17 protein-coding genes, 1 tRNA gene and 1 other RNA gene are annotated in these 21,887 nt (G+C 71.0%); 4 read left to right on the top strand and 15 right to left on the bottom strand.

Annotated features, from left to right (window positions below; all coding sequences use genetic code 11):
• Nucleotides 1–12 precede the first annotated feature (12 nt).
• From DEJ31_RS10220 to ffs, 11 genes are all read right to left on the bottom strand, one after another.
• Nucleotides 13–648 (bottom strand): thymidine kinase, encoded by a 636-nt coding sequence (locus DEJ31_RS10220; RefSeq protein WP_110902672.1) that lies wholly within the window; start codon nucleotides 646–648, stop codon nucleotides 13–15.
• Complete coding sequence (locus tag DEJ31_RS10215; protein WP_258366259.1) at nucleotides 648–1,349, bottom strand: response regulator; 702 nt, start codon at nucleotides 1,347–1,349, stop codon at nucleotides 648–650. The genes DEJ31_RS10220 and DEJ31_RS10215 overlap by 1 nt, the downstream gene beginning before the upstream one ends.
• On the bottom strand, nucleotides 1,336–2,550 hold the full coding sequence (locus DEJ31_RS10210; RefSeq protein ID WP_111121790.1) for a hypothetical protein: 1,215 nt from the start codon (nucleotides 2,548–2,550) through the stop codon (nucleotides 1,336–1,338). Before DEJ31_RS10210 ends, DEJ31_RS10215 begins: the two co-directional genes overlap by 14 nt.
• Complete coding sequence (locus DEJ31_RS10205; RefSeq protein WP_110902670.1) at nucleotides 2,547–3,797, bottom strand: sensor histidine kinase; 1,251 nt, start codon at nucleotides 3,795–3,797, stop codon at nucleotides 2,547–2,549. The genes DEJ31_RS10210 and DEJ31_RS10205 overlap by 4 nt, the downstream gene beginning before the upstream one ends.
• 236 nt (nucleotides 3,798–4,033) lie before the next feature.
• Nucleotides 4,034–5,197, bottom strand: a complete 1,164-nt coding sequence (locus DEJ31_RS10200) for an Rv2578c family radical SAM protein (RefSeq protein ID WP_111121789.1) — start codon at nucleotides 5,195–5,197, stop codon at nucleotides 4,034–4,036.
• A gap of 46 nt (nucleotides 5,198–5,243) precedes the next feature.
• Nucleotides 5,244–6,731 (bottom strand): malate:quinone oxidoreductase, encoded by a 1,488-nt coding sequence (locus tag DEJ31_RS10195; RefSeq protein WP_110902668.1) that lies wholly within the window; start codon nucleotides 6,729–6,731, stop codon nucleotides 5,244–5,246.
• 130 nt (nucleotides 6,732–6,861) lie between these two features.
• Complete coding sequence (locus DEJ31_RS10190) at nucleotides 6,862–7,920, bottom strand: aspartate-semialdehyde dehydrogenase (RefSeq protein WP_110902667.1); 1,059 nt, start codon at nucleotides 7,918–7,920, stop codon at nucleotides 6,862–6,864.
• Between the two features lie 17 nt (nucleotides 7,921–7,937).
• On the bottom strand, nucleotides 7,938–9,203 hold the full coding sequence (locus tag DEJ31_RS10185) for an aspartate kinase (RefSeq protein ID WP_110902666.1): 1,266 nt from the start codon (nucleotides 9,201–9,203) through the stop codon (nucleotides 7,938–7,940).
• Between the two features lie 156 nt (nucleotides 9,204–9,359).
• Nucleotides 9,360–9,959, bottom strand: coding sequence for a recombination mediator RecR (gene recR / locus DEJ31_RS10180; RefSeq protein ID WP_110902665.1), 600 nt, complete (start codon nucleotides 9,957–9,959; stop codon nucleotides 9,360–9,362).
• Complete coding sequence (locus DEJ31_RS10175; protein WP_111121788.1) at nucleotides 9,959–12,910, bottom strand: DNA polymerase III subunit gamma and tau; 2,952 nt, start codon at nucleotides 12,908–12,910, stop codon at nucleotides 9,959–9,961. The genes recR and DEJ31_RS10175 overlap by 1 nt, the downstream gene beginning before the upstream one ends.
• Before the next feature lie 358 nt (nucleotides 12,911–13,268).
• An RNA gene (gene ffs / locus DEJ31_RS10170) (signal recognition particle sRNA small type) lies at nucleotides 13,269–13,365 on the bottom strand.
• 37 nt (nucleotides 13,366–13,402) lie between these two features.
• Here ffs and DEJ31_RS10165 point away from each other — a divergent pair.
• Nucleotides 13,403–14,077, top strand: a complete 675-nt coding sequence (locus DEJ31_RS10165) for an SDR family oxidoreductase (protein ID WP_110902663.1) — start codon at nucleotides 13,403–13,405, stop codon at nucleotides 14,075–14,077.
• Between the two features lie 107 nt (nucleotides 14,078–14,184).
• Here the strand turns inward: DEJ31_RS10165 and DEJ31_RS10160 are convergent, their stop codons facing one another.
• Together DEJ31_RS10160 and pta are read right to left on the bottom strand one after the other, a co-directional pair.
• Nucleotides 14,185–15,381: an acetate/propionate family kinase gene (locus tag DEJ31_RS10160; protein ID WP_110902662.1), complete on the bottom strand. Its 1,197-nt coding sequence runs from the start codon at nucleotides 15,379–15,381 to the stop codon at nucleotides 14,185–14,187.
• On the bottom strand, nucleotides 15,378–17,552 hold the full coding sequence (gene pta, locus DEJ31_RS10155) for a phosphate acetyltransferase (RefSeq protein WP_110902763.1): 2,175 nt from the start codon (nucleotides 17,550–17,552) through the stop codon (nucleotides 15,378–15,380). Before pta ends, DEJ31_RS10160 begins: the two co-directional genes overlap by 4 nt.
• Nucleotides 17,553–17,732: 180 nt before the next feature.
• On the opposite strand from pta, the gene DEJ31_RS10150 reads away from it, so the two are divergent.
• Nucleotides 17,733–17,817, top strand: a tRNA-Ser gene (locus DEJ31_RS10150).
• A 450-nt stretch (nucleotides 17,818–18,267) separates the two neighbouring features.
• On the top strand, nucleotides 18,268–18,909 hold the full coding sequence (locus DEJ31_RS10145; protein ID WP_110902661.1) for a hypothetical protein: 642 nt from the start codon (nucleotides 18,268–18,270) through the stop codon (nucleotides 18,907–18,909).
• A 274-nt stretch (nucleotides 18,910–19,183) separates the two neighbouring features.
• Here the strand turns inward: DEJ31_RS10145 and DEJ31_RS10135 are convergent, their stop codons facing one another.
• A complete protein-coding gene (locus tag DEJ31_RS10135; RefSeq protein ID WP_258366258.1) occupies nucleotides 19,184–20,440 on the bottom strand; it encodes a multidrug effflux MFS transporter in 1,257 nt (418 codons plus the stop codon).
• Nucleotides 20,441–20,721: 281 nt separating this feature from the next.
• Here DEJ31_RS10135 and DEJ31_RS10130 point away from each other — a divergent pair, with 281 nt between their 5' ends.
• The gene (locus DEJ31_RS10130; protein ID WP_110902659.1) at nucleotides 20,722–21,303 is read left to right on the top strand and encodes a TetR/AcrR family transcriptional regulator; all 582 of its coding nucleotides are present in this window, start codon (nucleotides 20,722–20,724) and stop codon (nucleotides 21,301–21,303) included.
• Between the two features lie 6 nt (nucleotides 21,304–21,309).
• Here the strand turns inward: DEJ31_RS10130 and DEJ31_RS10125 are convergent, their stop codons facing one another.
• Entirely contained in the window at nucleotides 21,310–21,885 is a 576-nt protein-coding gene (locus DEJ31_RS10125) for a substrate-binding domain-containing protein (RefSeq protein WP_181433500.1), read from the bottom strand.
• Between the last annotated feature and the right edge of the window lie 2 nt (nucleotides 21,886–21,887).

Below are 21,887 nucleotides of genomic sequence, written 5' to 3'. Positions count from 1 at the left end.
CCTGCCGCGCTGTCAGCGCCCGGTCTCGCCGTCCAGCCGCCCGCCGGACTCGGTGAGGTAACAGTTGGCGCAGAGGGACTCGTACTCGACGTCGGCGCCGTCGATCGCGACCTGCGACCCGTCGAACACGAACTGTCCGTCGATCTTCCGCGCGTTGAAGACGGCCTTCCGTCCGCAGCGGCAGATCGTCTTCAGCTCCTCGAGGGAGTGCGCGACCTCGAGCAGACGTCGGCTGCCCGGGAACGCCTCGGTGCGGAAGTCGGTGCGGATGCCGTACGCCAGGACCGGGATCTGATCGAGGACGGCGATGCGCAGCAGGTCGTCGACCTGACGAGGGGTGAGGAACTGCGCCTCGTCGACGAGCACGCAGCTGACCGGTCGGACCATGCCGTCCAGGCGCGCCGACTCCGGGTCGGTCGCGCCGGCATCGGCGACGGCAGCCCGGACATCGGCGTCGGCTGGCAGGACGACGTCGACGGTCCGCGTCACGCCGAGCCGAGAGACGATCTCGCGGTCGCCCTTCGTGTCGACCGCGGGCTTCGCGAGCAGGACGCGCTGGCCGCGCTCCTCGTAGTTGTAGGCGGCCTGCAGGAGTCCGGTGCTCTTGCCGCTGTTCATCGCGCCGAAGCGGAAGTAGAGCTTCGCCACTACGCGAGGAAGCCGTCCTCCGCCGCACGACGGATCAGGTCGGACTTCTTCGAGGCCGGACGACCGACCTTCGCGTACTTCTCTCGGACGCGGCGCAGGTAGGTCTTCGCGGTCTCGTACTGCACGTTCATCTGCGCGGCGACCTCGTTCGTGGAGTACCCGGAGACGTAGAGGCGGAGTGCTTCCTCTTCGCCGTGGCTGAGCTTCGGCCGCTGGTGTGCGCTCGCCCCCGTCGGCAGTGGCCGCCATTCGCGCTGTGCGGGCGTCTCACGGGCGACGCCCATGACCTCGCGGGCGATGTCCATGACCTCGCGCATCGGCAGCGACTTCGACAGGAAGGCAGCGGCACCGGCGGCCAGCGACCGGTCGCGGGACTCGCGGGCGTCGACGCTCGAGAGCACGATGACCTTCGCGCCGGCGGCACGGCAGGTGCGGACCCGGGCCTCGATCGAGACGGGCTCCTTCAGCTGGAAGTCGAGGAACACGAGGTCCGTCGGGAAGCTGTCGCTGTGCACCATCTCGAGCCAGGTGTGGGCGGTGAGGGCCAGGTCGAAGTCGAAGGCGTTCACCGCGATCCAGCTGGACAGGCTGTCGAGCAGGACCTCGTGGTCGTCGAGGATGGCCAAACGCACCCGGCGCGCGCCCGGGGTCGGCATCGACGGACCGCCCTCCACGAGCCGGTTCGGGTCAGTGCTGGTCATACGAGAACCTTAATGTCAGTGACGACGGCCGGACAGCGACGTCGGTGTCGGGGAACGTCACGCGGAGGACGGCGAAGTAGGGGTCGAAGGTCCGGTGGATGCCGACGTCCGAGTCGGCGACCGCGACGTCGAAGGTCATCCCCACCCGCGGTCTCGTCGTCCCCCTGACCGCGGGGCCGTCCGCGCCCCGACCGGGAGCGAGACCGCCGACGGGGGCGACGGTGACGCGAACGCCGGCCGGGTCCACCGTGGCGGCATGGAGCAGGGCCCGCACGAACGTGCGGACGACGGTCCGCTGGTCAGCGTCCATCGCGGCAGCCAGCCCGTCGGGGTCGTGAACGGTCGCCGCAGCGTCCCCGGACACCCGTACCGCGTACTCGAGCCAGGTACGGTCCGCTTCCGCGACCATCACCTGACGGATGCCGTCGGCGATCGCACGGGCCCGTTCCCGGTCGGCGTCGGAGATCGATGCACGCGTCCGGAGTTCGGCGAAGAACGGCGCGACGTCGCGCGCCAGGATCGTGGACCGGTCCTGCTGCACGCTCGCGGTGATGCCGTCACGTTCGGCCCGCTCGACGGAGTAGGAACCGGCGCGGATCTGCACGCGTTCGGCCAGTCCGGCGAAGGTCCGCGCGAACACGGCCGACGCGGCGGTCAGGACGAGGGTCGGCGCTGCGGCGAGGAACGCACCCACGCTGACCGGCACGCCCGCCGGGTACACGGCCGCGACGGTGCCGGCGGTCGCCGCGTTGACCGCCGCCAGCACGACCCCGCCGACCACCAGATCGGTCCACGGTCGGTACGGCGCGACGGCGACGATGCCGATCGCGGAGAGCAGCACCATGAAGTCGTTGACCAGCGAGCGGTCCGGCCCCCACTGCGCCGCCGCGCTGGTCACGGTCGCGGCGGAGAGCAAGGCGACGTGTGCGACGAACGCCCAGCGGGTGAACGGCGCACGGAACGGGCTGGAGGCACTGATCACCACGACCGCGGAGGCGGCCAGCAGCAGGACCGTCAGGGCGCTGACGGTCGGGGCGCCGACGACGTCACGGTCGAACAGCGAGACCAGCGTCGCCCAGAGCACCCCGCCAGCGCCGATCACGACCGCGAGGGGTCGCGACCCCATCGAACCGAGCGGGTCGTACTGCTGCGCGGTCCGGCTCCCGCCGGTGCGACCGTCGACCTTCCGACCGCCACTCACGAGGCACGCTCCACGTCGTCGTCCCCGGCGAGGTGCAGGACCGACGCCGAACCGACCGACGCAGCGAACGGCACGCTCATCATGACGCTCGTGCCGGACCCGGGCGACGACCACACCTGGACGTCACCGCCAACGCGCCCGATGCGTTCACGGACGGAGTTGCGCAGCCCCATCCGGTCCGCCCCGGTCGCCTGCTCGTCGAACCCGCGGCCGTCGTCGACGACCATCACCGTGCAGGCGACACCATCGTCGAAGACGCTGACCTCGGCGGCGTCGGTGCCAGCGTGCTTCAGGACGTTCGCCAGACACTGTCCGACGGCACGGACGACCGCGGTCATCGCGTGCGGGTCCAACCGTCCGACCGACGTGGGATCGCCCGTCACGGTGATCTGGAGGCCCGAGGCCCGCTGCTCGTCGAGCATGCGCTCGAACGCCGCCACCCCGTCCGACGTCGCGTCGGCCGGACCGGTACCGTCCGCCACGGTGTCGCCCGCCAGCCAGGCCCGCCCGGTGAGCATCGCGACGTCGGACTCCATCGTGCGGGCGAGGTGCTCGTCCATCGGACCGGCGGGAGCGAGTGCGATGGCGTTGAGGTGGTTGAGGACGGTGTCGTGCAGGATCGCGGCGGCTTCGGCTTCGATGCCGGCTCGGTACGCGGTGACGTGCTCTTCACGGGCCGATCGCAGCAGCTCGGGTTGGACGCGCTCCGAGCGCGCGGTCGACCGACTGACCGCGACGACGAGCGCGATCACAAAGCCGAGCGTCACCCAGGCGAGGACGAGGGGGTGATCGGGCCCCCCGGACTGCACGGCGGCGATCGCGGTGACGATCCGCCCGACGACGAACCCGGAGACCGACCAGAGGACGACCCGGACGGTTCCGCTGCCGGAGCCGCCGATGAGGACGAGCGGCACCACGACCAACGACAGCACGTACGAGCTCACCCAGGGCACGTCGGTGAGTTCGCGTTGCACGACGGTTGCGAACCACCACGCACAGATCCCACCGACGACGAGGAACGCGGCACCGGAGCGCCAGGTGCCGACGTGGGTGTGCACGCCGATCATCACGAGCATCGGCACGACGGCCAGGACCGCGCCGAGGACGTGGTCGTCCGGGGCGTCGAGTCGGTAGAGCAGCAGCAGGAGCGCCGCGGCCGCGAGGGACCCGATGGCTGCCGCGTGGAAGGCGCGCACGGTCGACCACGCGTTCACCCGAGGGGCGAGATGCGTGGGGATGCCGAGCACCGGGGCTGTCCTTCCGTGTGGTCGATGGGTCACGGAGCACCCGGCCAGCGAGTGCTCTCCGCGTCCGACGACCGTTGGGGAGGCCGTTCAGCTGCGGGGGCGCCGCTTCCGATCCAACCACGATGCACGGGGTGGTGTACCCCGATCAGATCCTCAGGCGGCAGACCGGACCATGGTAGCGGCGACCACCGACCCTCCGCTGTCCCCCGGACACGGGATCCTGGACCGACAGCGACTCAGAACAACCGTGTCCCGCCCGGAACGGAGGGCTCCGGCCGGAGTGTGTTCGACGGCGGTGTCGACACCACGGCCGGACGTTGCCCGTTCGTCGGCCGGTACTCGGCCGGGTGGGCGTACCCGGGGTCGGCGCGCTTCAACGGCGACTGATCGGACGTGCGCGGGACGGCGTCGTCCGAGAAGCCCATCGAGCCCGTGGCGGGGTCGACCTGTCCGAGCGACAGCCCGTGCTCGCGGAGGATCGGCCCGACCCGCTCCGCCAACCAGCGCCGGTAGTCCTTCGGCGCGTAGGTGTTGTCGAGGTACATCGCCCGGTACCGGCCGACCAGGTCCGGGTGGGTGCGGCCGAGCCACTCGTACCACCACGGCTTGATGCCCGGCTTGAGGTGCAGCGCCGAGTACATCAGGCTCGTGGCACCGGATGCCGCTGCGCGCCCGACGGCATCCTGCAGGTGTGCCCTGGTGCCCGTGATGTAGGGCAGGACCGGCATGAGGAAGACCGAGCAGTCGAGCCCGGCGTCACGGACGGCCCGGACGGTCGCCAGTCGGGCCGAGGTCGTCGGGGTGCCCGGTTCGACGGACTGCTGCAGGTCGTCGTCGTACACCGCTATGGACATGGCGATATCCACCGGCACCGACTTCGCCGCCTCGACCAGGAGCGGGATGTCCCGGCGGAGCAGACTGCCCTTCGTGAGGATGCTGAACGGCGTCCCCGAATCCGCGAGCGCTCGGATGATGCCGGGCATGAGTCGGTACCGACCCTCCGCGCGCTGGTACGGGTCGGTGTTCGTCCCGAGCGCGACCGGGTGCCGGTCCCAGCTCGGCTTCGCCAGCTCGCGCGTCAGGACGTCCGCCACGTTCGTCTTCACGACTATCTGCTGGTCGAAGTCCGCGCCGCCGTCGAACTCCAGGTAGGTGTGGGTCGGACGGGCGAAGCAGTACACGCACGCGTGACTGCACCCCCGGTAGGGGTTGATGGTTATCCCCCAGGTGCCGCCGTCCGCTCCGCCGACCTTGTTCAACGCCGACTTGGCCAGGACCTCGTGGAAGGTCACACCGGCGAACTCCGGCGTCGTCACACTGCGGACGAATCCGCTGTTCGATTCGAGCCCGGGGAGCATGTCGCTCCGCTCGGCCGTGATCGCCTGTCCGTCCCACCGCATGCCCTCATTCGAACACACGTTCGAACGAGATGCAGCACAGCGGAGGTCAGCGGTGCAGTCCGAGGACCGCCGCGGTGCGGTCCAGCGTGGCGTCCGCGAGCGCCGCGTCCTCCCCCAGGTCATGCCCGTAGGTCGGGACCATCTCGTGCACCGCGCCCTGCCAGCCGTCCCATCGGTCCGGGAAGCACTTGCGGAGCAGGCTCAGCATGATCGGCACGGCCGTCGACGCGCCCGGCGAAGCCCCGAGCAACCCGGCGATCGACCCGTCCGCCGACGTGATCACCTCGGTCCCGAACTGCAGGACGCCACCCTTGTCCTCGTCCGGCTTGATGACCTGGACGCGCTGCCCGGCCGTGATCCGGTGCCAGTGCTCCGGCTCGGCGGCGGGCATGAAGTCACGGAGCGCGTCGAACTTCGTCTGCTTCGAGGCGAGCAGTTGCCCGATCAGGTACTTGACCAGGTCGAAGTTCGAGAACGCCACCGCGAGCATCGGCCGCAGGTTGTGCGGGCGGATCGAGGTGAACAGGTCGAGGACCGAGCCCTGCTTGAGGAACTTCGGGCTGAACCCGGCGTACGGGCCGAACATGAGCGAGGCGCTGCCGTCGACGATGCGGGTGTCCAGGTGTGGCACAGACATCGGCGGAGCGCCGACGCTCGCCTTGCCGTACACCTTCGCCGAGTGCTTCTGCACGACTTCCGGGTCGTCGGTGCGCAGGAACTCACCGGACACCGGGAACCCGCCGTACCCGCGGATCTCCGGGATGCCGGACTTCTGCAGGAGTTGCAGGGCGCCGCCGCCGGCCCCGACGAAGACGAAGTCCGCGGCGATGCGCTGCTTCGTGCGACCGACCTCGTTGCGGACGTCGAGCACCCACCCGTCGGACACCTTCGAGCGGACGATCTTCGTGACGCGGTGGGACGGCTCGAACTCGAGCCCCGCGATCTCGAGCTGGTCGAACAGCTGCCGCGTGAGCGAACCGAAGTCGACGTCGGAACCGGCTGCCGAGTACGTCGCCGCGATCGGCTGGTCCTTCTTGCGGCCGGGGATGAGCGCCGGCGCCCACTTGCGGATCTGCTCAGCGTCCTCGCTGTACTCGAGACCGGCGAACAGCGGGTGGTCCTTCATCGCCTCGTAGCGAGCGCGCATGTAGGCGACGTTGTCCGCGCCCCAGACGAACGAGATGTGCGGCGTCGGGTTGATGAAGCTCTTCGGGTCGGGCAGCGTGCCGTCCTCGACCAGGTGCGACCAGAACTGGCGCGACACCTGGAACTGCTCGTTCACCGTCACGGCCTTCGCGATGTCGACCCGACCGTCGGGCAACTCCGGCGTGTAGTTCAGTTCGCAGAGCGCGGAGTGGCCCGTCCCGGCGTTGTTCCACGGGTTCGACGACTCCTGCGCAGGCGAGCCGAGCCGCTCGTAGACCCGGATCTTCCAGTCCGGCTCGAGTCGGTGGATGATCGCGGCGAGCGTGGCGCTCATGATCCCTCCCCCGACGAGGACGACATCGATCGGGTCCACCTGCTTCACTGCCACCCGTCGAGCCTACCTCCGACCGCTGACGGCCGGCCCGTCGCGCCGGAGAACAGACGGGAGGCCCGTCACCAGCTGGTGACGGGCCTCCCGTCCGGCGGACGTGCCGCCGTCGGTGCAGTTCCGGGATGCCTCAGGCGCGGACTGCGCGCCGTGCGACGACGACCTCGGCGATCTGCACGGCGTTCAGGGCCGCACCCTTCCGCAGGTTGTCGTTGCTGACGAAGAGGACGAGGCCGTGCCCGGCCGGAGCGGACTGGTCGGCGCGGATGCGACCGACGAAGGTCGGGTCCTGCCCGGCCGCCTGCAGCGGGGTCGGGACGTCGGACAGCTCGACGCCCGGGGCCGCCGCGAGCACCTCGGTGGCGCGCTCGGGCGAGAGCGGACGGTCGAACTCCGCGTGCACCGAGATCGAGTGACCGGTGAAGACGGGCACACGGACGCAGGTGCCGGCGACGAGCAGGTCCGGCAGGTCGAGGATCTTGCGGCTCTCGTTGCGGAGCTTCTGCTCCTCGTCGGTCTCGCCCGAGCCGTCCTCGACGATGCTGCCCGCGAGCGGGACGACGTCGAAGGCGATCGGACGGACGTACTTGACCGGCTCCGGGAACGTCACGGCCGACCCGTCATGGGTGAGCGCCGCGGTGTCCTGCTCGAGCGCGGCACGGGCCTGACCGAGGAGTTCCTCGACCCCCGCGAGCCCACTGCCGGAGACCGCCTGGTAGGTGGTCGCGACCAGGCGGCGCAGGCCGGACTCGGTGTCGAGCGCCTTGAGGACCGGCATGATCGCCATCGTCGTGCAGTTCGGGTTCGCGATGATGCCGTTCTCAGCGTCGTCGATCGCCTCCGGGTTCACCTCGCTGACCACGAGCGGGACCTGCGGGTCGAGCCGCCAGGCGCTCGAGTTGTCGATGACGAGCGCGCCGGCGGCGGCGAACCGGGGTGCCAGCGAGCGGGAAGCGGTCGCACCGGCAGAGAACAGCGCGATGTCGATGCCGGACGGGTCAGCGGTCTCGGAGTCCTCGACCACGATCTGCTGACCGCGGAACGGCAGGCTCGTCCCGGCGGAACGGGCACTCGCGAAGAAGCGGACCGTGTCCGCCGGGAATTCGCGCTCCTCGAGCAGACGGCGCATCACGGCGCCGACCTGGCCGGTGGCGCCGACAACGGCGACGGTGAACTGGGTGTCGGTCATGGTGCTCCTGCTCGGGTTCAGCGGCCGGTGCCGGCGTAGACGACGGCTTCGTTGTCGGCGTCCAGGCCGAATGCTTCGTGCACGACCCGCATCGCCTCGTTCAGGGTGTCGGCACGGGTGACGACCGAGATCCGGATCTCCGACGTCGAGATCATCTCGATGTTGATCGACGCGTCGTGCAGCGCGCGGAACAGCTGGGCCGAGACACCGGCGTTCGTCCGCATGCCGGCACCGACCAGGGCGAGCTTGCCGATCTGGTCGTCGTACTGGATGCCCTCGTAGCCGATGTCGGACCTCGAGACCTCGAGCGCCGTCAGGACGCTCTGGCCCTGGTCCTTCGGCAGCGTGAACGAGATGTCGGTCCGGCCGGTCGAGGCCGCCGAGACGTTCTGCACGATCATGTCGATGTTCGCGCCGGCGCGCGCCACGATCGTGAAGATCTCAGCCGCCTTCCCGGGCTGGTCGGGCACACCTACGACGGTGATCTTGCCCTCGGAGAGGTCGCCGGCGATGCCGGTGATGATCGGTTCTTCCACGGTTTCCCCCTCGGCAGGGTTGTAGACGATGGTGCCCTCGGCGTTGCTGAACGAGGAACGGACGTGCAGGGTGACACCGTGCCGACGGGCGTACTCGACGGCGCGGATGTAGAGGACCTTCGCACCGGACGCTGCGAGCTCGAGCATCTCCTCGGTGGTGACCCGGTCGATCTTGCGGGCCTTCGGCACGATGCGGGGGTCGGCGGTGAAGATGCCGTCGACGTCGGTGTAGATCTCGCAGACGTCGGCGTCGAGCGCTGCCGCGAGGGCGACGGCGGTGGTGTCGGAGCCGCCGCGGCCGAGGGTGGTGATCTCCCCTGTGGTGCGGTTGAAGCCCTGGAAGCCGGCGACGATCGCGACGTGGCCGGCGTCGAGCGCCTCACGGACGCGCTTCGGGGTGACGTCGACGATCCGGGCCTTGCCATGCTGAGCGTCGGTCAGCATGCCCGCCTGGCTGCCCGTGTACGACGAGGCTTCGACGCCGAGGCTCTTGATCGCCATCGCCAGGAGCGCCATCGAGATCCGCTCGCCCGCGGTGAGGAGCATGTCGAGTTCGCGACCCGCCGGGATCGGCGTGACCTCGTGCGCGAGGTCGACGAGTTCGTCGGTCGTGTCGCCCATCGCGGACACCGCCACGACGACGTCGTTGCCGGCCTTCTTCGTCTCGACGATGCGCTTCGCGACGCGCTTGATGCTCTCGGCATCCGCGACGGACGAACCACCGAACTTCTGCACGATCAAGGCCACGGGCACGCACTCCTGGGGACGGTTCACCGCGACGTCACGCGGCTCGACAATCGTAGACGGTGTTCCACGGATGTTGCGTCCGAGCGGGTCGCGACGCAAGGATCCCGCGCGGACGACCGCGTCGCCCCGTCCCCGGACGGTCCGGATGCGGTCCGCTCAGCCGCCGACGACCCGGCGCCCTTCGAACGCCCGGCCGAGCGTGACCTCGTCGGCGTACTCCAGGTCGCCGCCGACCGGCAGCCCCGACGCCAGGCGGGTCGTGCGGATGCCCATCGGCACGAGCAACCGGCTGAGGTAGGTCGCGGTCGCTTCGCCCTCCAGGTTCGGGTCCGTGGCGATGATGACCTCGTCCACCGTGCCGTCGGCGAGCCGCACCATGAGTTGCTGGATCCGGAGGTCGTCCGGTCCGATGCCGTCGATCGGGCTGATCGCACCGCCGAGCACGTGGTACAGCCCGCGGAACTCGCGGGTGCGCTCGATGGCGGCGACGTCCTTCGCCTCCTCGACCACGCAGATTGTCGCCGGGGAGCGACGGGGGTCACGGCAGATGCTGCACTGCACGTTCTCGGTGACGTTGCCGCAGATCTCGCAGAAGCGGACGCGCTCCTTGACGTCCGCCAGGAGCTCGGACAGCCGGCTCGGGTCGAACGACTCCGTCTGGAGGATGTGGAACGCGATCCGCTGCGCCGACTTCGGACCGATGCCGGGCAGGCGTCCGAACTCGTCGATGAGGTCCTGCACGATGCCGTCGTACATCAGATCGTCCCCTCGGTCAGTGACGTCTCCTCGATGAACTGGGCGCCGAGGATCTCACGCACCACCGCCTCGCCGTAGCGCCCGGGGACGGGAGCACGGCGCGCGCCGGACTGCCCAGGTGCCTGCTGCGTCTGCTCCTGCTGCGCCTGGCGAGGCTGCTGCGCCGTCGCCTGCTGCGTCGGGGCGCTCCGCTGCGGAGCGCTCTGCTGCGGAGTCGTCGGCCGCGACGGCGCGCGGGTCGCCCGTGCGGACCGGCCGTGGTCCGGGTCCGGGAACGGAGCGCCGTCGTCGAACGGCTCGTCGTCCAGCGGGTAGTCGTCCACCGGGATGCCGTCGGCCGGACCGGAAGGCGCGGCGGACACAGCCGTCGTCGCTGCAGCCCGATCGCGGCCACCGGATGTCGCCCCGGTCGTCGACTGGGACGGCTCGGGCGGCGAGGTGGTCCCGGCAGGCGAGGTGGGCGCGGCCGGCTCGACCGGTTCGGCCGGTCCGGCCGGCGCGACCGTGGCGTCCGACGGCACGACGCCGAAGGGGGCACCCCAGGCGGGGACGACGTCCTCGGGCACCGCACCGGTGGTCGGGTCCGAGGCCGGGATCGTCGCAACGGCCCACTCGGTCACGGGGCCGGAGTCCTGGGTCGCAGGCTGCTCGGCTGCCGGTCGCTCGGGAGCGGGTCGCTCCGGGGCCCGTCGCTCGGACGCAGATCGCTCGGCCGCGGCCTGCGACGGAGCAGCCGTGGGCGGCGCGGTCCGCTCCGACGACGGACCGTCCGATGCGGACGGCTGCGACGACTGCGCGCGGTCAGACCGTGGCCGCGCCGTTGCGTCGGACACCGTGCTCGTCTGCGCCACCGCCTCCTGCGGCGTCGGACCCTGCGGCCGGTCCTGCTTCGGCTGCTCAACCTGCTGCTGGGTCGAGGCGCTCCCCGTCGACGGCGCCGGTGGAGCTGCCTGCTGAACGGGTGCCTGCTGCGTCAGGCTTTGCTGCGTCAGGCTTTGCTGCGTCGGGGTTTGCTGCGTCGGGGTTTGCTGCGCCGGGCGGGCACCGGCAGCGCCCGGCCCACGCGCCACGAACTTCACCCGGAAGCCGAGCAGGTCCGTGATCGCGCTCCGGAGGTGTTCGCTGACGCTGGTGTCCGGCCCGCTCATCTCCTTGAAGGAGGCGACGTCCTGTTGGCTCGGGAACGTCAGGGTCAGGACGTCGTCCTTGAGCGCGGTGACCTGCGCCGTCGCGACGACCGCCCACGCCGACCGCTTGGCGCGCTGGACGTGCTCGACGATCTGCGGCCAGGTGTCCCGCATCTGCTGCAGGCCGACCGGGGTGACGGAGCGGACCGCGGGCTCGGCGCCGATGACGGTGCCGACGCCGGTGGAGGACGGCGAAGCCTGCCCCTCCGGCTCGGCGCCGGCAGCCGGCTCGGCGCCCGCAGCGGGTTCAGCCGGTGCTGCGGGCTCGGCCCGGGCTGCGGAGGCGTTCGACGGGACGGCTGCTGCCCAGGAAGCTGCGGCGTCCCGCGCGGCTTCGCCAGGACCTTCGTCGGTGTGTGCGGCCGGGGTCTCGGGAGCAGCAGACGCCGTGGAGGCAGCGGGCGCGGCAGTCGGCGCGGTGCCGACCGGGGCGGCACTCGACGGAGCCGTCCGGACAGGCGGCGCAGCGGACGGCACCGGGGTCGATGCAGCGGCCGGCACCGCCGTCGGCAGCGTCTCCGGCGGCGCCTGGTGTCCCCCGGCATCGCCGACACCGACGCGCCGCTCGAGTCGCTCGACGCGAGCGAGGGCACCGCGCTGGGTGTCGTCCGCCTCGGGCACGAGCATGCGGGCGACCATGAGTTCGAGGTGCAGACGTGGCGAGGTCGCGCCGGTCATCTCGGTGAGGGCACGGTTCGCGATGTCCGCACCACGGGACAGCGCGGTGGCGCCGAACACCCCGGCCTGCCGTGACATCGTGTCGAGCTCTTCCGGCGAGATGCCGCGCAGCACCGCTCCGGCGCTCTCGTTCGTCGCCGCGACGACGATCAGGTCGCGCAGTCGTTCGAGCAGGTCCTCGACGAAGCGCCGCGGGTCCTGCCCGGTCTGCACCACGCGGTCGATCGCCGAGAACGCCGACGCCGGGTCGGCCACGGCGAGCGCGTCGACCACGTCGTCCAGCAGGGCGGCGTCGGTGTACCCGAGCAGGGCGACGGCTCGCTCGTACGCGATCGCGCCGTCCTCGCTGCCGGCCATCAGCTGGTCGAGCAGCGAGAGGGTGTCACGCACGGAGCCGCCACCGGCCCGGACCACGAGCGGCAACACGCCAGGTGCGACCGAGACGGACTCCCGCGCGCAGAGCTGCTCGATGTACTCGAGCATCGTGGCGGGCGGGACCAGGCGGAACGGGTAGTGGTGGGTCCGCGACCGGATGGTGCCGATGACCTTCTCGGGCTCGGTGGTCGCGAAGATGAACTTGACGTGCTCCGGCGGCTCTTCGACGAGCTTGAGCAGGGCGTTGAAGCCCTGCGGCGTGACCATGTGGGCCTCGTCGAGGATGAAGATCTTGTAGCGGTCGCGCGCGGGGGCGAAGACGGCGCGGTCCCGGAGGTCACGCGCATCGTCGACGCCGTTGTGGCTGGCGGCGTCGATCTCGATCACGTCGAGGGACCCGCTGCCGCCGCGGGCGAGTTCGACACAGCTGGGGCAGACGCCGCACGGGGTGTCGGTCGGGCCCTCGGCACAGTTCAGGCAGCGCGCGAGGATGCGTGCCGAGGTCGTCTTGCCGCAGCCGCGGGGGCCGCTGAACAGGTACGCGTGGTTGACGCGGTTGGTCCGGAGTGCGGTGCGGAGCGGGTCCGTCACCTGCGACTGCCCGATCAGCTCGGCGAAGTTCTCGGGCCGGTAACGGCGATACAGGGCGGTGACCACGCGACCAGGGTAGTCGGGACCGCCGACACCTCGACACCGCTCTCCACAGGGCATGAAGTCCGGGCCGGAAACGAAGAAGACCCCGCACGCACGCAACCAACACAGCCCCGGTTGCCCTGCGCTCATCTCACCCGAAAACGAAAGAAGACCCCTCACGCACGCAACCAACACAGCCCCGGTTGCCCTGCGCTCATCTCACCCGAAAACGAAAGAAGACCCCTCACGCACGCAACCAACACAGCCCCGGTTGCCCTGCGCTCATCTCACCCGAAAACGAAAGAAGACCCCTCACGCACGCAACCAACACAGCCCCGGTTGCCCTGCGCTCATCTCACCCGAAAACGAAAGAAGACCCCTCACGCACGCAACCAACACAGCCCCGGTTGCCCTGCGCTCATCTCACCCGAAAACGAAAGAAGACCCCTCACGCACCCGCCAGAGCCCGGTTACCCTTGCTGCGTTTCCGCCCTGGGGGAGTTGGCCTGGATGGCGTCACGTGAGGAGCCGCTGAACACTCTACCGGACGGAAGGAGCAGCATCGAACCCATGAAGATCGCCATCGCAGGGGGACACGGCCAGATCGCCCTGATCCTCGAACGCCTGATCACCGACGCCGGTCACGACGCCATCGGCATCGTCCGGAACCCCGCGCACGTCTCCGACGTCGAGCAGACGGGTGCGCGAGCTCTCGTCGCCGACCTGGAGCAGCTCAGTGAGGAGGAACTGGCGCTCCGGCTCCGCGGGGTGGACGCGGTGGTGTTCGCCGCGGGCGCCGGGCCGAACAGCGGTGCCGAGCGGAAGCTCTCGGTGGATCGGGACGCCGCCGTGCTGCTCGCCGAGGCCGCGGTGCGTCTGGACATCGAGCGGTTCGTGATGATCTCGGCGATGGGTGCCGACGCCTACGATCCCGAACGTGCGAAGCTGCCCGCGCAGAACGAGGACGACGTGTTCCAGGTCTACCTCCGCGCGAAGGCCGAGGCGGACGCGAACGTCCGGATGCGCCGGTTCCAGTGGACGATCGTCCGCCCCGGCGCCCTCCTCGACACGCCACCGCAGGGCACGGTGACGGTCGGCAGCACGGTCCCCCGTGGGTCGATCCCCCGCGCGGACGTGGCGGCCGTGGTCCTGCACGCGCTGCTGGACGACTCGGCCGTGGGTCGGCAGTTCGAGGTCACCAGCGGCGACACGCCGATCCCGGCAGCGCTGCACGCGCTCGGCTGACGGACGGGCCCCGCTGTCGGGACTGGCCGGTGACGGACGGGAGGCCCACCACCGGACCGGTGGCGGGCCTCCCGTCCGTCAGGGCGTCACCCTGGACGCGACGCTGGTCAGAGCGCGGCGGCAGCCGACTGCCGTGCGATCTCGAGCTCCTCGTCGGTCGGGATCACGAGGACCGCGACGCGGGAGGCGTCCGTCGAGATGCGACGGGCTTCCTTCGAGTGCAGCTCGTTGCGGTCCGGGTCGATCTCGATGCCCAGGTGCTCGAGCCCGGCGAGCACGCGACGGCGGAGCAGCGCGTTGTTCTCCCCCACGCCCGCCGTGAACACGACGGCGTCGAGCCCGCCGAGCTGCGCGGTGTACGCGCCCACGTAGCGGCGGATCCGGTGGCGGTACACGGCGAGCGCCGCCTCTGCCGTCTCGTCGCCCTTCGTCGCGGCGTCCTGCACGTCCCGCATGTCGCCGCTGCCGGTGAGGCCGAGCAGGCCGGACTGCTTGTTGAGCATGGTGTCGAGGTCCTCGAAGGACAGGCCGGCCTCGCGGTGCAGGTGGATGAGGACGGCCGGGTCGAGGTCGCCGGAGCGGGTGCCCATCACGAGCCCCTCGAGCGGCGTGAGCCCCATCGACGTCTCGATCGACCTCCCGCCGTCGACGGCTGCGGCGGACGCGCCGTTGCCGAGGTGCAGGACGATCGTCTTCAGCTCGGACAGCGGCCGGTCGAGGAAGACCGCGGCCTGCTCGGACACGTACTTGTGGCTCGTGCCGTGCATGCCGTACCGGCGGATCTGGTACCGCTCGGCCAGGTCGGCGGGGATCGCGTAGGTGTACGCGTGCGGCGGCATCGTCTGGTGGAACGCGGTGTCGAAGACGGCGACGTTCGGGACGTCCGAGAACACCTGCTTCGCGGCCCGGATGCCCTCGAGGTTGGCCGGGTTGTGCAGCGGGGCCAGGCTGGACAGGTCGTCGATCTGCTGCTCGACCTCGTCGGTGACGACCGTGGCGGCGTCGAAGCGGGTGCCGCCGTGCACGACGCGGTGTCCGACGACCGCCGGGGGGTGCTCGTCGAAGGACGGCCCGACCTTGCCGAACGCGTCGATCATCGCCTGGAAACCCGCGGCGTGGTCCGGGACCTCGGCGCTGTCGTTCGACGACGTCTCCCCCGTCAGCACGTTCGTGTGCTTCCAGGACCCCTTGGACTCGCCGATCCGTTCGACGAGCCCGGACGCGAGGGTGCTCTCGTCGTCGAGTTCGATGAGCTGGTACTTGAACGAGCTCGAGCCGGAGTTGACGACGAGTGCTGCACTCACGAGGGGTCGCTTTCTGTTCGGGCGGTCGGGACGGCAGCGGTCGACGCTGCGGCGGTCGGCGCTGCGGCGGTCGGCGCTGCGGTGCCCGCCTGGATCGCGGTGATGGCGACGGTGTTCACGATGTCGCTGACCAGGGCACCGCGGGACAGGTCGTTGATCGGCTTGCGCAGCCCCTGCAGGACCGGCCCGATCGCGACCGCACCGGCCGAGCGCTGCACGGCCTTGTAGGTGTTGTTGCCGGTGTTGAGGTCGGGGAAGATGAACACGGTCGCCTGCCCCGCCACCGGGGACCCCGGCATCTTCGTGCTCGCGACCGTCGGGTCGGCGGCGGCGTCGTACTGGATCGGCCCCTCGACGGGTAGGTCGGGCCGGCGCTCGCGGACGAACGCGGTGCCGGCGCGGACCTTCTCGACGTCCGCCCCCGAACCGCTGTCGCCGGTCGAGTAGCTGAGCATCGCGACCCGCGGTTCGATGCCGAACTGGGTCGCGGTCTCGGCGGACGAGATCGCGATGTCGGCGAGCTGCTCGCTGGTGGGGTCCGGGATCACGGCGCAGTCGCCGTAGACCAGGACCCGGTCGGCCAGTGCCATCAGGAACACGCTCGACACGATGGAGGTGTCCGGCCGCGTCTTGATGATCTCGAACGACGGCCGGATGGTGTGCGCGGTGGTGTGCTTCGCGCCGGACACCATGCCGTCGGCCAAGCCGAGTTGCACCATGAGCGTGCCGAAGTACGACACGTCGGTGACGGTGTCGCGGGCGAGCTCGACGCTCATGCCCTTGTGGGCACGGAGGGCCGTGTACTCCTGCGCGAAGCGCTCCCGCAGGTCGGGGTCGAACGGGGAGAGCAGCTGCGCAGCGTCGAGGTCGAGCCCGAGCTCGGTCGCCCGTGCCCGGATGGCGGCCGGGTCGCCGAGGATCGTCAGGTCGCACACCTGCCGCTGCAGCAGTGTGGACGCTGCCCGGAGGATGCGGTCGTCGTCACCTTCGGGCAGGACGATGTGCTTCCGGTGCTCGCGCGCCCGGTCGATCAGGCCGTGCTCGAACATCAGCGGCGTCACCACTCCGGACGGCGTCAGCTGGAGTCGGGCGAGCAGCGCCTCGGCGTCCACGTGCCGTTCGAACAGTGCCAGCGCCAGCTCGGCCTTCCGGGGCGAGTCCGCGGCGAGGCGGCCGCGCGTCTGGGTGATGCGGAGCGCCGTGTCGTACGTGCCGAGGTCGCTCTGCGCGATCGGCAGGGAACTCGACAGCCCCTCGAGCAGGCGGGAGATCTGCGGCGCCGTCTCGAAGCCGCCGTTGAGGATGACACCAGCGATGCTCGGGAACGTCTCCGACTCGTTGGCGAGCAGCGTGGCGATGAGGACGTCGTTGCGGTCGCCGGGGACGACGACGATGCCGCCCTCGATGAGGCGCGGCAGGACGTTCTCCATGCTCATGCCGGCGACCACGGTGCCCAGGGCCTCCCGGTCCAACAGGGCGTCGTCACCGCGGACCAGGGTGGCCCCAGTCGCCGCCAGGAGCGCCCGGACGGTCGGGGCGACGAGGACAGCGTCCTCCGGGATCGCCCAGACCGGGGCGTCGGGGTGGTGGTCGTGCACCGCTGCGGTGACGCTCGCGACGATCGGGCCGAGGGCATCCGGGTCGGCACGGTTCACCACGACACCGAGGAGCTGGGCGTGCTCTGCGCGGAGTTCGCTCGTGGTGACGTCGGCGACCTGGGCCATGTCGTCCGCGGTGCGGGGCGCGCGCTCGGCCGAGTCACGACCGCCGAGCACCAGGAGCACCGGGGCCCCGAGGTTCGCGGCGACCTTCGCGTTGAAGGACAACTCGGTCGGGCTGCCGACGTCGGTGTAGTCCGAGCCGAGGACGACGACCGCGTCGCAGCGTCGCTCGACCTGGCCGAAGCGCGTGATGATGGTCGCCAGGGCCGCGTCCGGGTCGGCGTGCACGTCGTCGTAGGTCACCCCGACGGCGTCGTCGTACGGGATCTCGACGGCGGTGTGCTGGAGCAGGAGCTCGAGGACGTAGTCGGGTTCGGCGACGGACCGCGCGACCGGTCGGAAGACGCCGACGCGTCCGACGGTGCGGGCGAGCGTCTCGAGCACCCCGAGGGCGACGGTGCTCTTCCCGGTGTGTCCTTCTGCTGACGTGATGTAGATGCGGGTCGACACCCTCCCCAGGATAGACCTCGCGTCGACACGGACCTCCGGGGCACCCGTGAGCGGCGGCGGTCGCGGCCGGTGGTCGGACGGGTGGTCGGGCGCGTGGTCTCGACGGGCGGTCGGACGGGTGGTCGTGAGCACCCCTTCGGACCTGTACCATGGGGTGTCGTCACCGCGAGGTGGTGGCTCGGAGGATTCGCCTAGTGGCCTATGGCGCACGCTTGGAAAGCGTGTTGGGTGCAAGCCCTCGGGGGTTCGAATCCCCCATCCTCCGCAGAGCGAGACCGGAACCCCCGCAGCATCAGCTGCGGGGGTTCCGTCGTCTCGGCAGTGCCGTCGTCCGGTCAGTGCCGTGGTCCGGGCAGTGCCGTCGTCCAGGCCACGGCACCGCTCCGCTCGCGCCGCTGATCCGGTCGCTTCCGTCCGGCCGGGAGGCCCGCCCACCGCTGGTCCCCCAGCCGACGGACCGCCACGCCCCCCGTCCGCTGGGCACCGTCCGCAAAGCGGCATCCGGCCTGTTCCGAGGGCCGTCTCTCCCCTATGCTGACCGGACCGAGCACGCCGGAGGGACCCGGTCGGCTCACCAGCATCGGACGGCACAGGCGCCGTCACGGGAACGGCGACGAGTCGTGCCCGGCGCGATCGTCGCTCGCGCAGTCGAGCCCCGGCATGCGGGGCCGGCTGTCGGGCGATCCGGCGCAGTTCGGGGACGAGGAGGCCTGCCGTGGGGGCAACGACGGCGCGAGCGACACCGCTCGACACCAGCACCGCAGACGTGGTCATCCGACCGCGCGCCGCCCTCGTGCGTTCGACGGCACTGAGCATGGGGTTCTCGGCCGTCCCGATCGCCGTCGCCGTCGTCTGGGTGGCCGTGCCGAACGGCCCCTGGCTCGTCGTCAGCGCGGTGGTCGGGATCTTCACCGTCGCCGTCCTCACCGTGTTCCTGCGCCTCCGGTCGTCGTTCGTGGCCGTCGACCCGGAGCGGGTCGCGATCCGAGGCGTCCTCAGCCCGCGGCGCTCCTGGTTCCGCTCGCAGGTGCACGAGGTGGTGCTGGCCGCCACCCACGGACCCGCGGTCGACCGCACCAGCCGGGAACTCGTGGCCTTCGACGCGAACGGCGACACCCTCTTCCGGATGCGCGGTGAGGTCTGGGGCGACGACGGCATCGACCGCCTGGTCGACACGCTCGACGTCCGCACCACCCAGCTCCCCCGACCGATGTCGACGCGGGAGTTCACCCGACGCTGGCCCGGCATCCGTGCCTGGTACGAGCAGCCCCGCGCGTACGTGTTCGTCGGGGGTGTGACCGCGCTCGCGGTCGCCGGTCTGCTGGTGGCCGAAGCCGTGGGCCTCGCGCGCCGCTGAACAGCACGGCGCCAGACGAACCGGTGTCGGACGAACCGGTGTCAGACGAACCGGTGTCAGACGAACCGGTGTCAGACGAACCGGTGTCAGACGAACCGGTGTCGGACGAACCGGTGTCGGATGAACCGGTGTCGGACGAACCGGTGTCAGATGAACCAGTCTCGGAGACCGCACGCGGCGTCGGAGGCAGGCGGAGCCTCCCGTCCAGGCGAAGCGCTGCCGCGAGCGCCCGCGCCGCCGTGCCACCCACCGTCGGACCCGGCGGACGCCCGGGTCAGTGCGTCAGCGCCGGCACGGTCCTCGGCCGCACCACGAACCACAGCACCAGGACCGCGACGGCCGCGGTGCACCCCATCACCAGCGCCATCGGCGTGGCGGTCGAGATGCCGAGCAGCCCCACGACCGGGGAGATGATCCCGGCCACGCCGAAGTTCAGGGCGCCGAGCAGCGAGGCGGCGGTCCCGGCTTCCTTGCCGTGGGACGCGAGTCCGATCACCTGCACGAGTGGGAACGAGAACCCGCAGGCGGCGATGTAGAACCACAGCGGGATGAGGACGCCGATGAGCCCGGCCCCGAGCTGGTCGAGGACGACGATGGCCACGGCCGCCAGGAACAGCGTCGCCGTAGAACAGGCCAGGATCCACTGCGGGCCGACCCGCTGCGCCAGCCGCGACGAGATCTGCACGCCCAGGACGACGCCGACCGAGTTCACCGCGAACAGCAGCCCGTACTGCTGCGGATCGAGCCCGAACACGCCCTGGAACAGGAACGGGGACGCGCTGAGGTACGAGAACAACCCGCTGAACACCATCGCACCGATCAGGGCGACGCCGACGAAGATCCGGTCCGAGAAGAGCGCCCGGTACCGCTGCCCGATGGTGGAGTGCCCGGCCTCCTGGCGACGCTCCTTCGGCAGGGTCTCGACGATGAGCAGGATCGACGCGATCACGACGGCGGTGCCGTAGCAGGCGAGGAACACGAAGATGCCGCGCCACGAGACGAACCGCAGCATCTGCGATCCGATGAGCGGCGCCAGGATCGGGGCCAGGCCGTTCACCATCGCCAGGCGCGAGAGCATCCGGACGAGCGGCTTGCCGCCGAACAGGTCGCGAACGGTCGCCATCGCGACGACACCGCCGGCCGCGGCCCCCATGCCCTGCAGCACGCGGAACACGGCGAGGACCTCGACGTTCGGCGCGAGGGCGGCGCAGATCGAGGCGGCGACGTGCACGCTGGTCGCGATGATGAGCGGCAGTCGACGGCCGACCTTGTCACTCCAGGGCCCGACGAGCAGCTGGCCGATCGCGAAGCCGATGGTCGTGGCCGTCAGGGTGAGCTGGACGGCTCCCTCGGAGATGCCGAGGTCACGCTCGAGCGACGGGAACGCCGGCAGGTACAGGTCGATGGTGAACGGCCCGAGCGCGGTGAGCGCGCCGAGCACGAAGACGTAGACCAGGCGCTGGGCACGGGTCAGGGAATCGCCGGGGTGCAGGATGGTCTTCTGGGAACCGGTGGTCGCGGGCGCGGACACGAGGGGATCCTCCGAGGGGGACGAGAGAGTGGGATCGGCCGCTCGAATCGATTCGGTCCGTTCCACCATGGTACGGGTTCGTCCGGACGGCGGACAAGCGTCGATCCGATGCTCCGCGCTCCTCGTACCGGCCCCGCGTGGTCCCACCGCGACGCCGCCGGGAGGCCCGCCCTCCGTCCTCGACGCCGGTGCGGCGGACGCGTGCTCGGGCCGGACGGTGCGGTACCGTCGGACTCCCGACCGCGCAACGTCGCGGGACAGATCGAGATGGGAGGAGCGTCATGGTCGACGCTCGGATCCTGCACACCACGGCCGCGCTCCGCGAAGCCGTCCTGCGCCTCGCCGCCGACCGTCCGGTCTCGCAGATCACGGTCGCCGACGTCACCCGTGCCGCCGGGATCAACCGCGCGACGTTCTACTCGCACGCCGTCTCCCCCGGCTCGTTGCTCGCCGACGTCCTGACCCCGGAACTCGACCGGATCCGCGAGGACGACGCCGTCGCCCGTCGGGTCGCCGTCGAGCACGGTGCCGGACCGGACGACCTCGCCGCCATCACCCGTCGCGGCATCGACGCCGTCGTCGACCACGTGACGGCACATCGCGCGATCTACGCGCTCGCGCTCCCCGACCCGGCGGACGCCTCGCTGCACCGCCTGCTCGTCGACCACTTCACGGTGTCGAGCACGATGCACATCCGAGAGCTCGACCCGCGTGCGAAGCCGGAGATCATCGACGAGGTCGCCGCGGGCTTCGTGGCGCAGGGCTTCGTCGGCGCCATCGAGGCGTGGCTCGGCGGCCCGCGGCGGTCGCGGAAGGCGCTGGTCGAGACGATCACCCGGTCGTTCCCGGCCTGGTGGAGCTGACGACCCCTACTCCGTCGACGGTTCCTCGCCACGCTGCAGCGACGTCACCATGTCCACAGCCCGGCTGACCAGCTGCGCGTCCGAGTCGCCGCCATCGACGCGGTAGTCCGAGGACAGTCCGTCGTTGCCGCCGCCGGAGGACGGCAGCGCCCCGTCCAGCGCGACCACGACCACGCCCGCGTCGTGTGCGGTGCGGAGTTCGGTCCGGAGCGAGGACGGGTCCGCGGCGCGGACGAGCAGCGCCTTCGCCCCGGTCCGCACCAGGTCACGGACGGCCGAACGTTGGCGCGCGGCCTGATCGGCTCCCGCGACGCGGACGTCCGGCCGGAACCCGGCCTCGGTCAGTTCCTCGTGGAATCGGGTCGCGAGCGAGCGATCGTCCTCGGAGTCACCGGGTGTCGCCGCGTCGCCGGTGAGCACCACACCGATCACCGCGTTCTTCGCGAAACCGCCGTCGGAACTCGTCAGGTCGGTGCTCCGGACCGGGGTCGGTGCGGCCGTGGTCGTACCCGTGCACCCGGCGAGCGCGACCGTCGTCGCCGTGAGTGCGACAGTCAGGACGGCAGCGGCGGTGCGGCGCACGG

It is taken from the genome of Curtobacterium sp. MCPF17_031 (assembly GCF_003234035.1).
Taxonomy (GTDB): Bacteria; Actinomycetota; Actinomycetes; order Actinomycetales; family Microbacteriaceae; genus Curtobacterium.
Note: the sequence above shows the minus strand (reverse complement) of the source record. Positions and strands in the feature narration are given on the sequence as shown.

Bases quoted from the DNA above. Each gene is read 5' to 3' on its own strand.
- DEJ31_RS10130 (WP_110902659.1), top strand. From the start codon at position 20,722: ATGGTCGACGCTCGGATCCTGCACACCACGGCCGCGCTCCGCGAAGCC.
- DEJ31_RS10200 (WP_111121789.1), bottom strand. From the start codon at position 5,197: ATGCGGTGGGACGGACAGGCGATCACGGCCGAGCGGAGCGACATGCTC.
- DEJ31_RS10175 (WP_111121788.1), bottom strand. From the start codon at position 12,910: ATGCCCTGTGGAGAGCGGTGTCGAGGTGTCGGCGGTCCCGACTACCCT.
- DEJ31_RS10215 (WP_258366259.1), bottom strand. From the start codon at position 1,349: ATGACCAGCACTGACCCGAACCGGCTCGTGGAGGGCGGTCCGTCGATG.
- recR (WP_110902665.1), bottom strand. From the start codon at position 9,959: ATGTACGACGGCATCGTGCAGGACCTCATCGACGAGTTCGGACGCCTG.
- DEJ31_RS10190 (WP_110902667.1), bottom strand. From the start codon at position 7,920: ATGACCGACACCCAGTTCACCGTCGCCGTTGTCGGCGCCACCGGCCAG.
- DEJ31_RS10165 (WP_110902663.1), top strand. From the start codon at position 13,403: ATGAAGATCGCCATCGCAGGGGGACACGGCCAGATCGCCCTGATCCTC.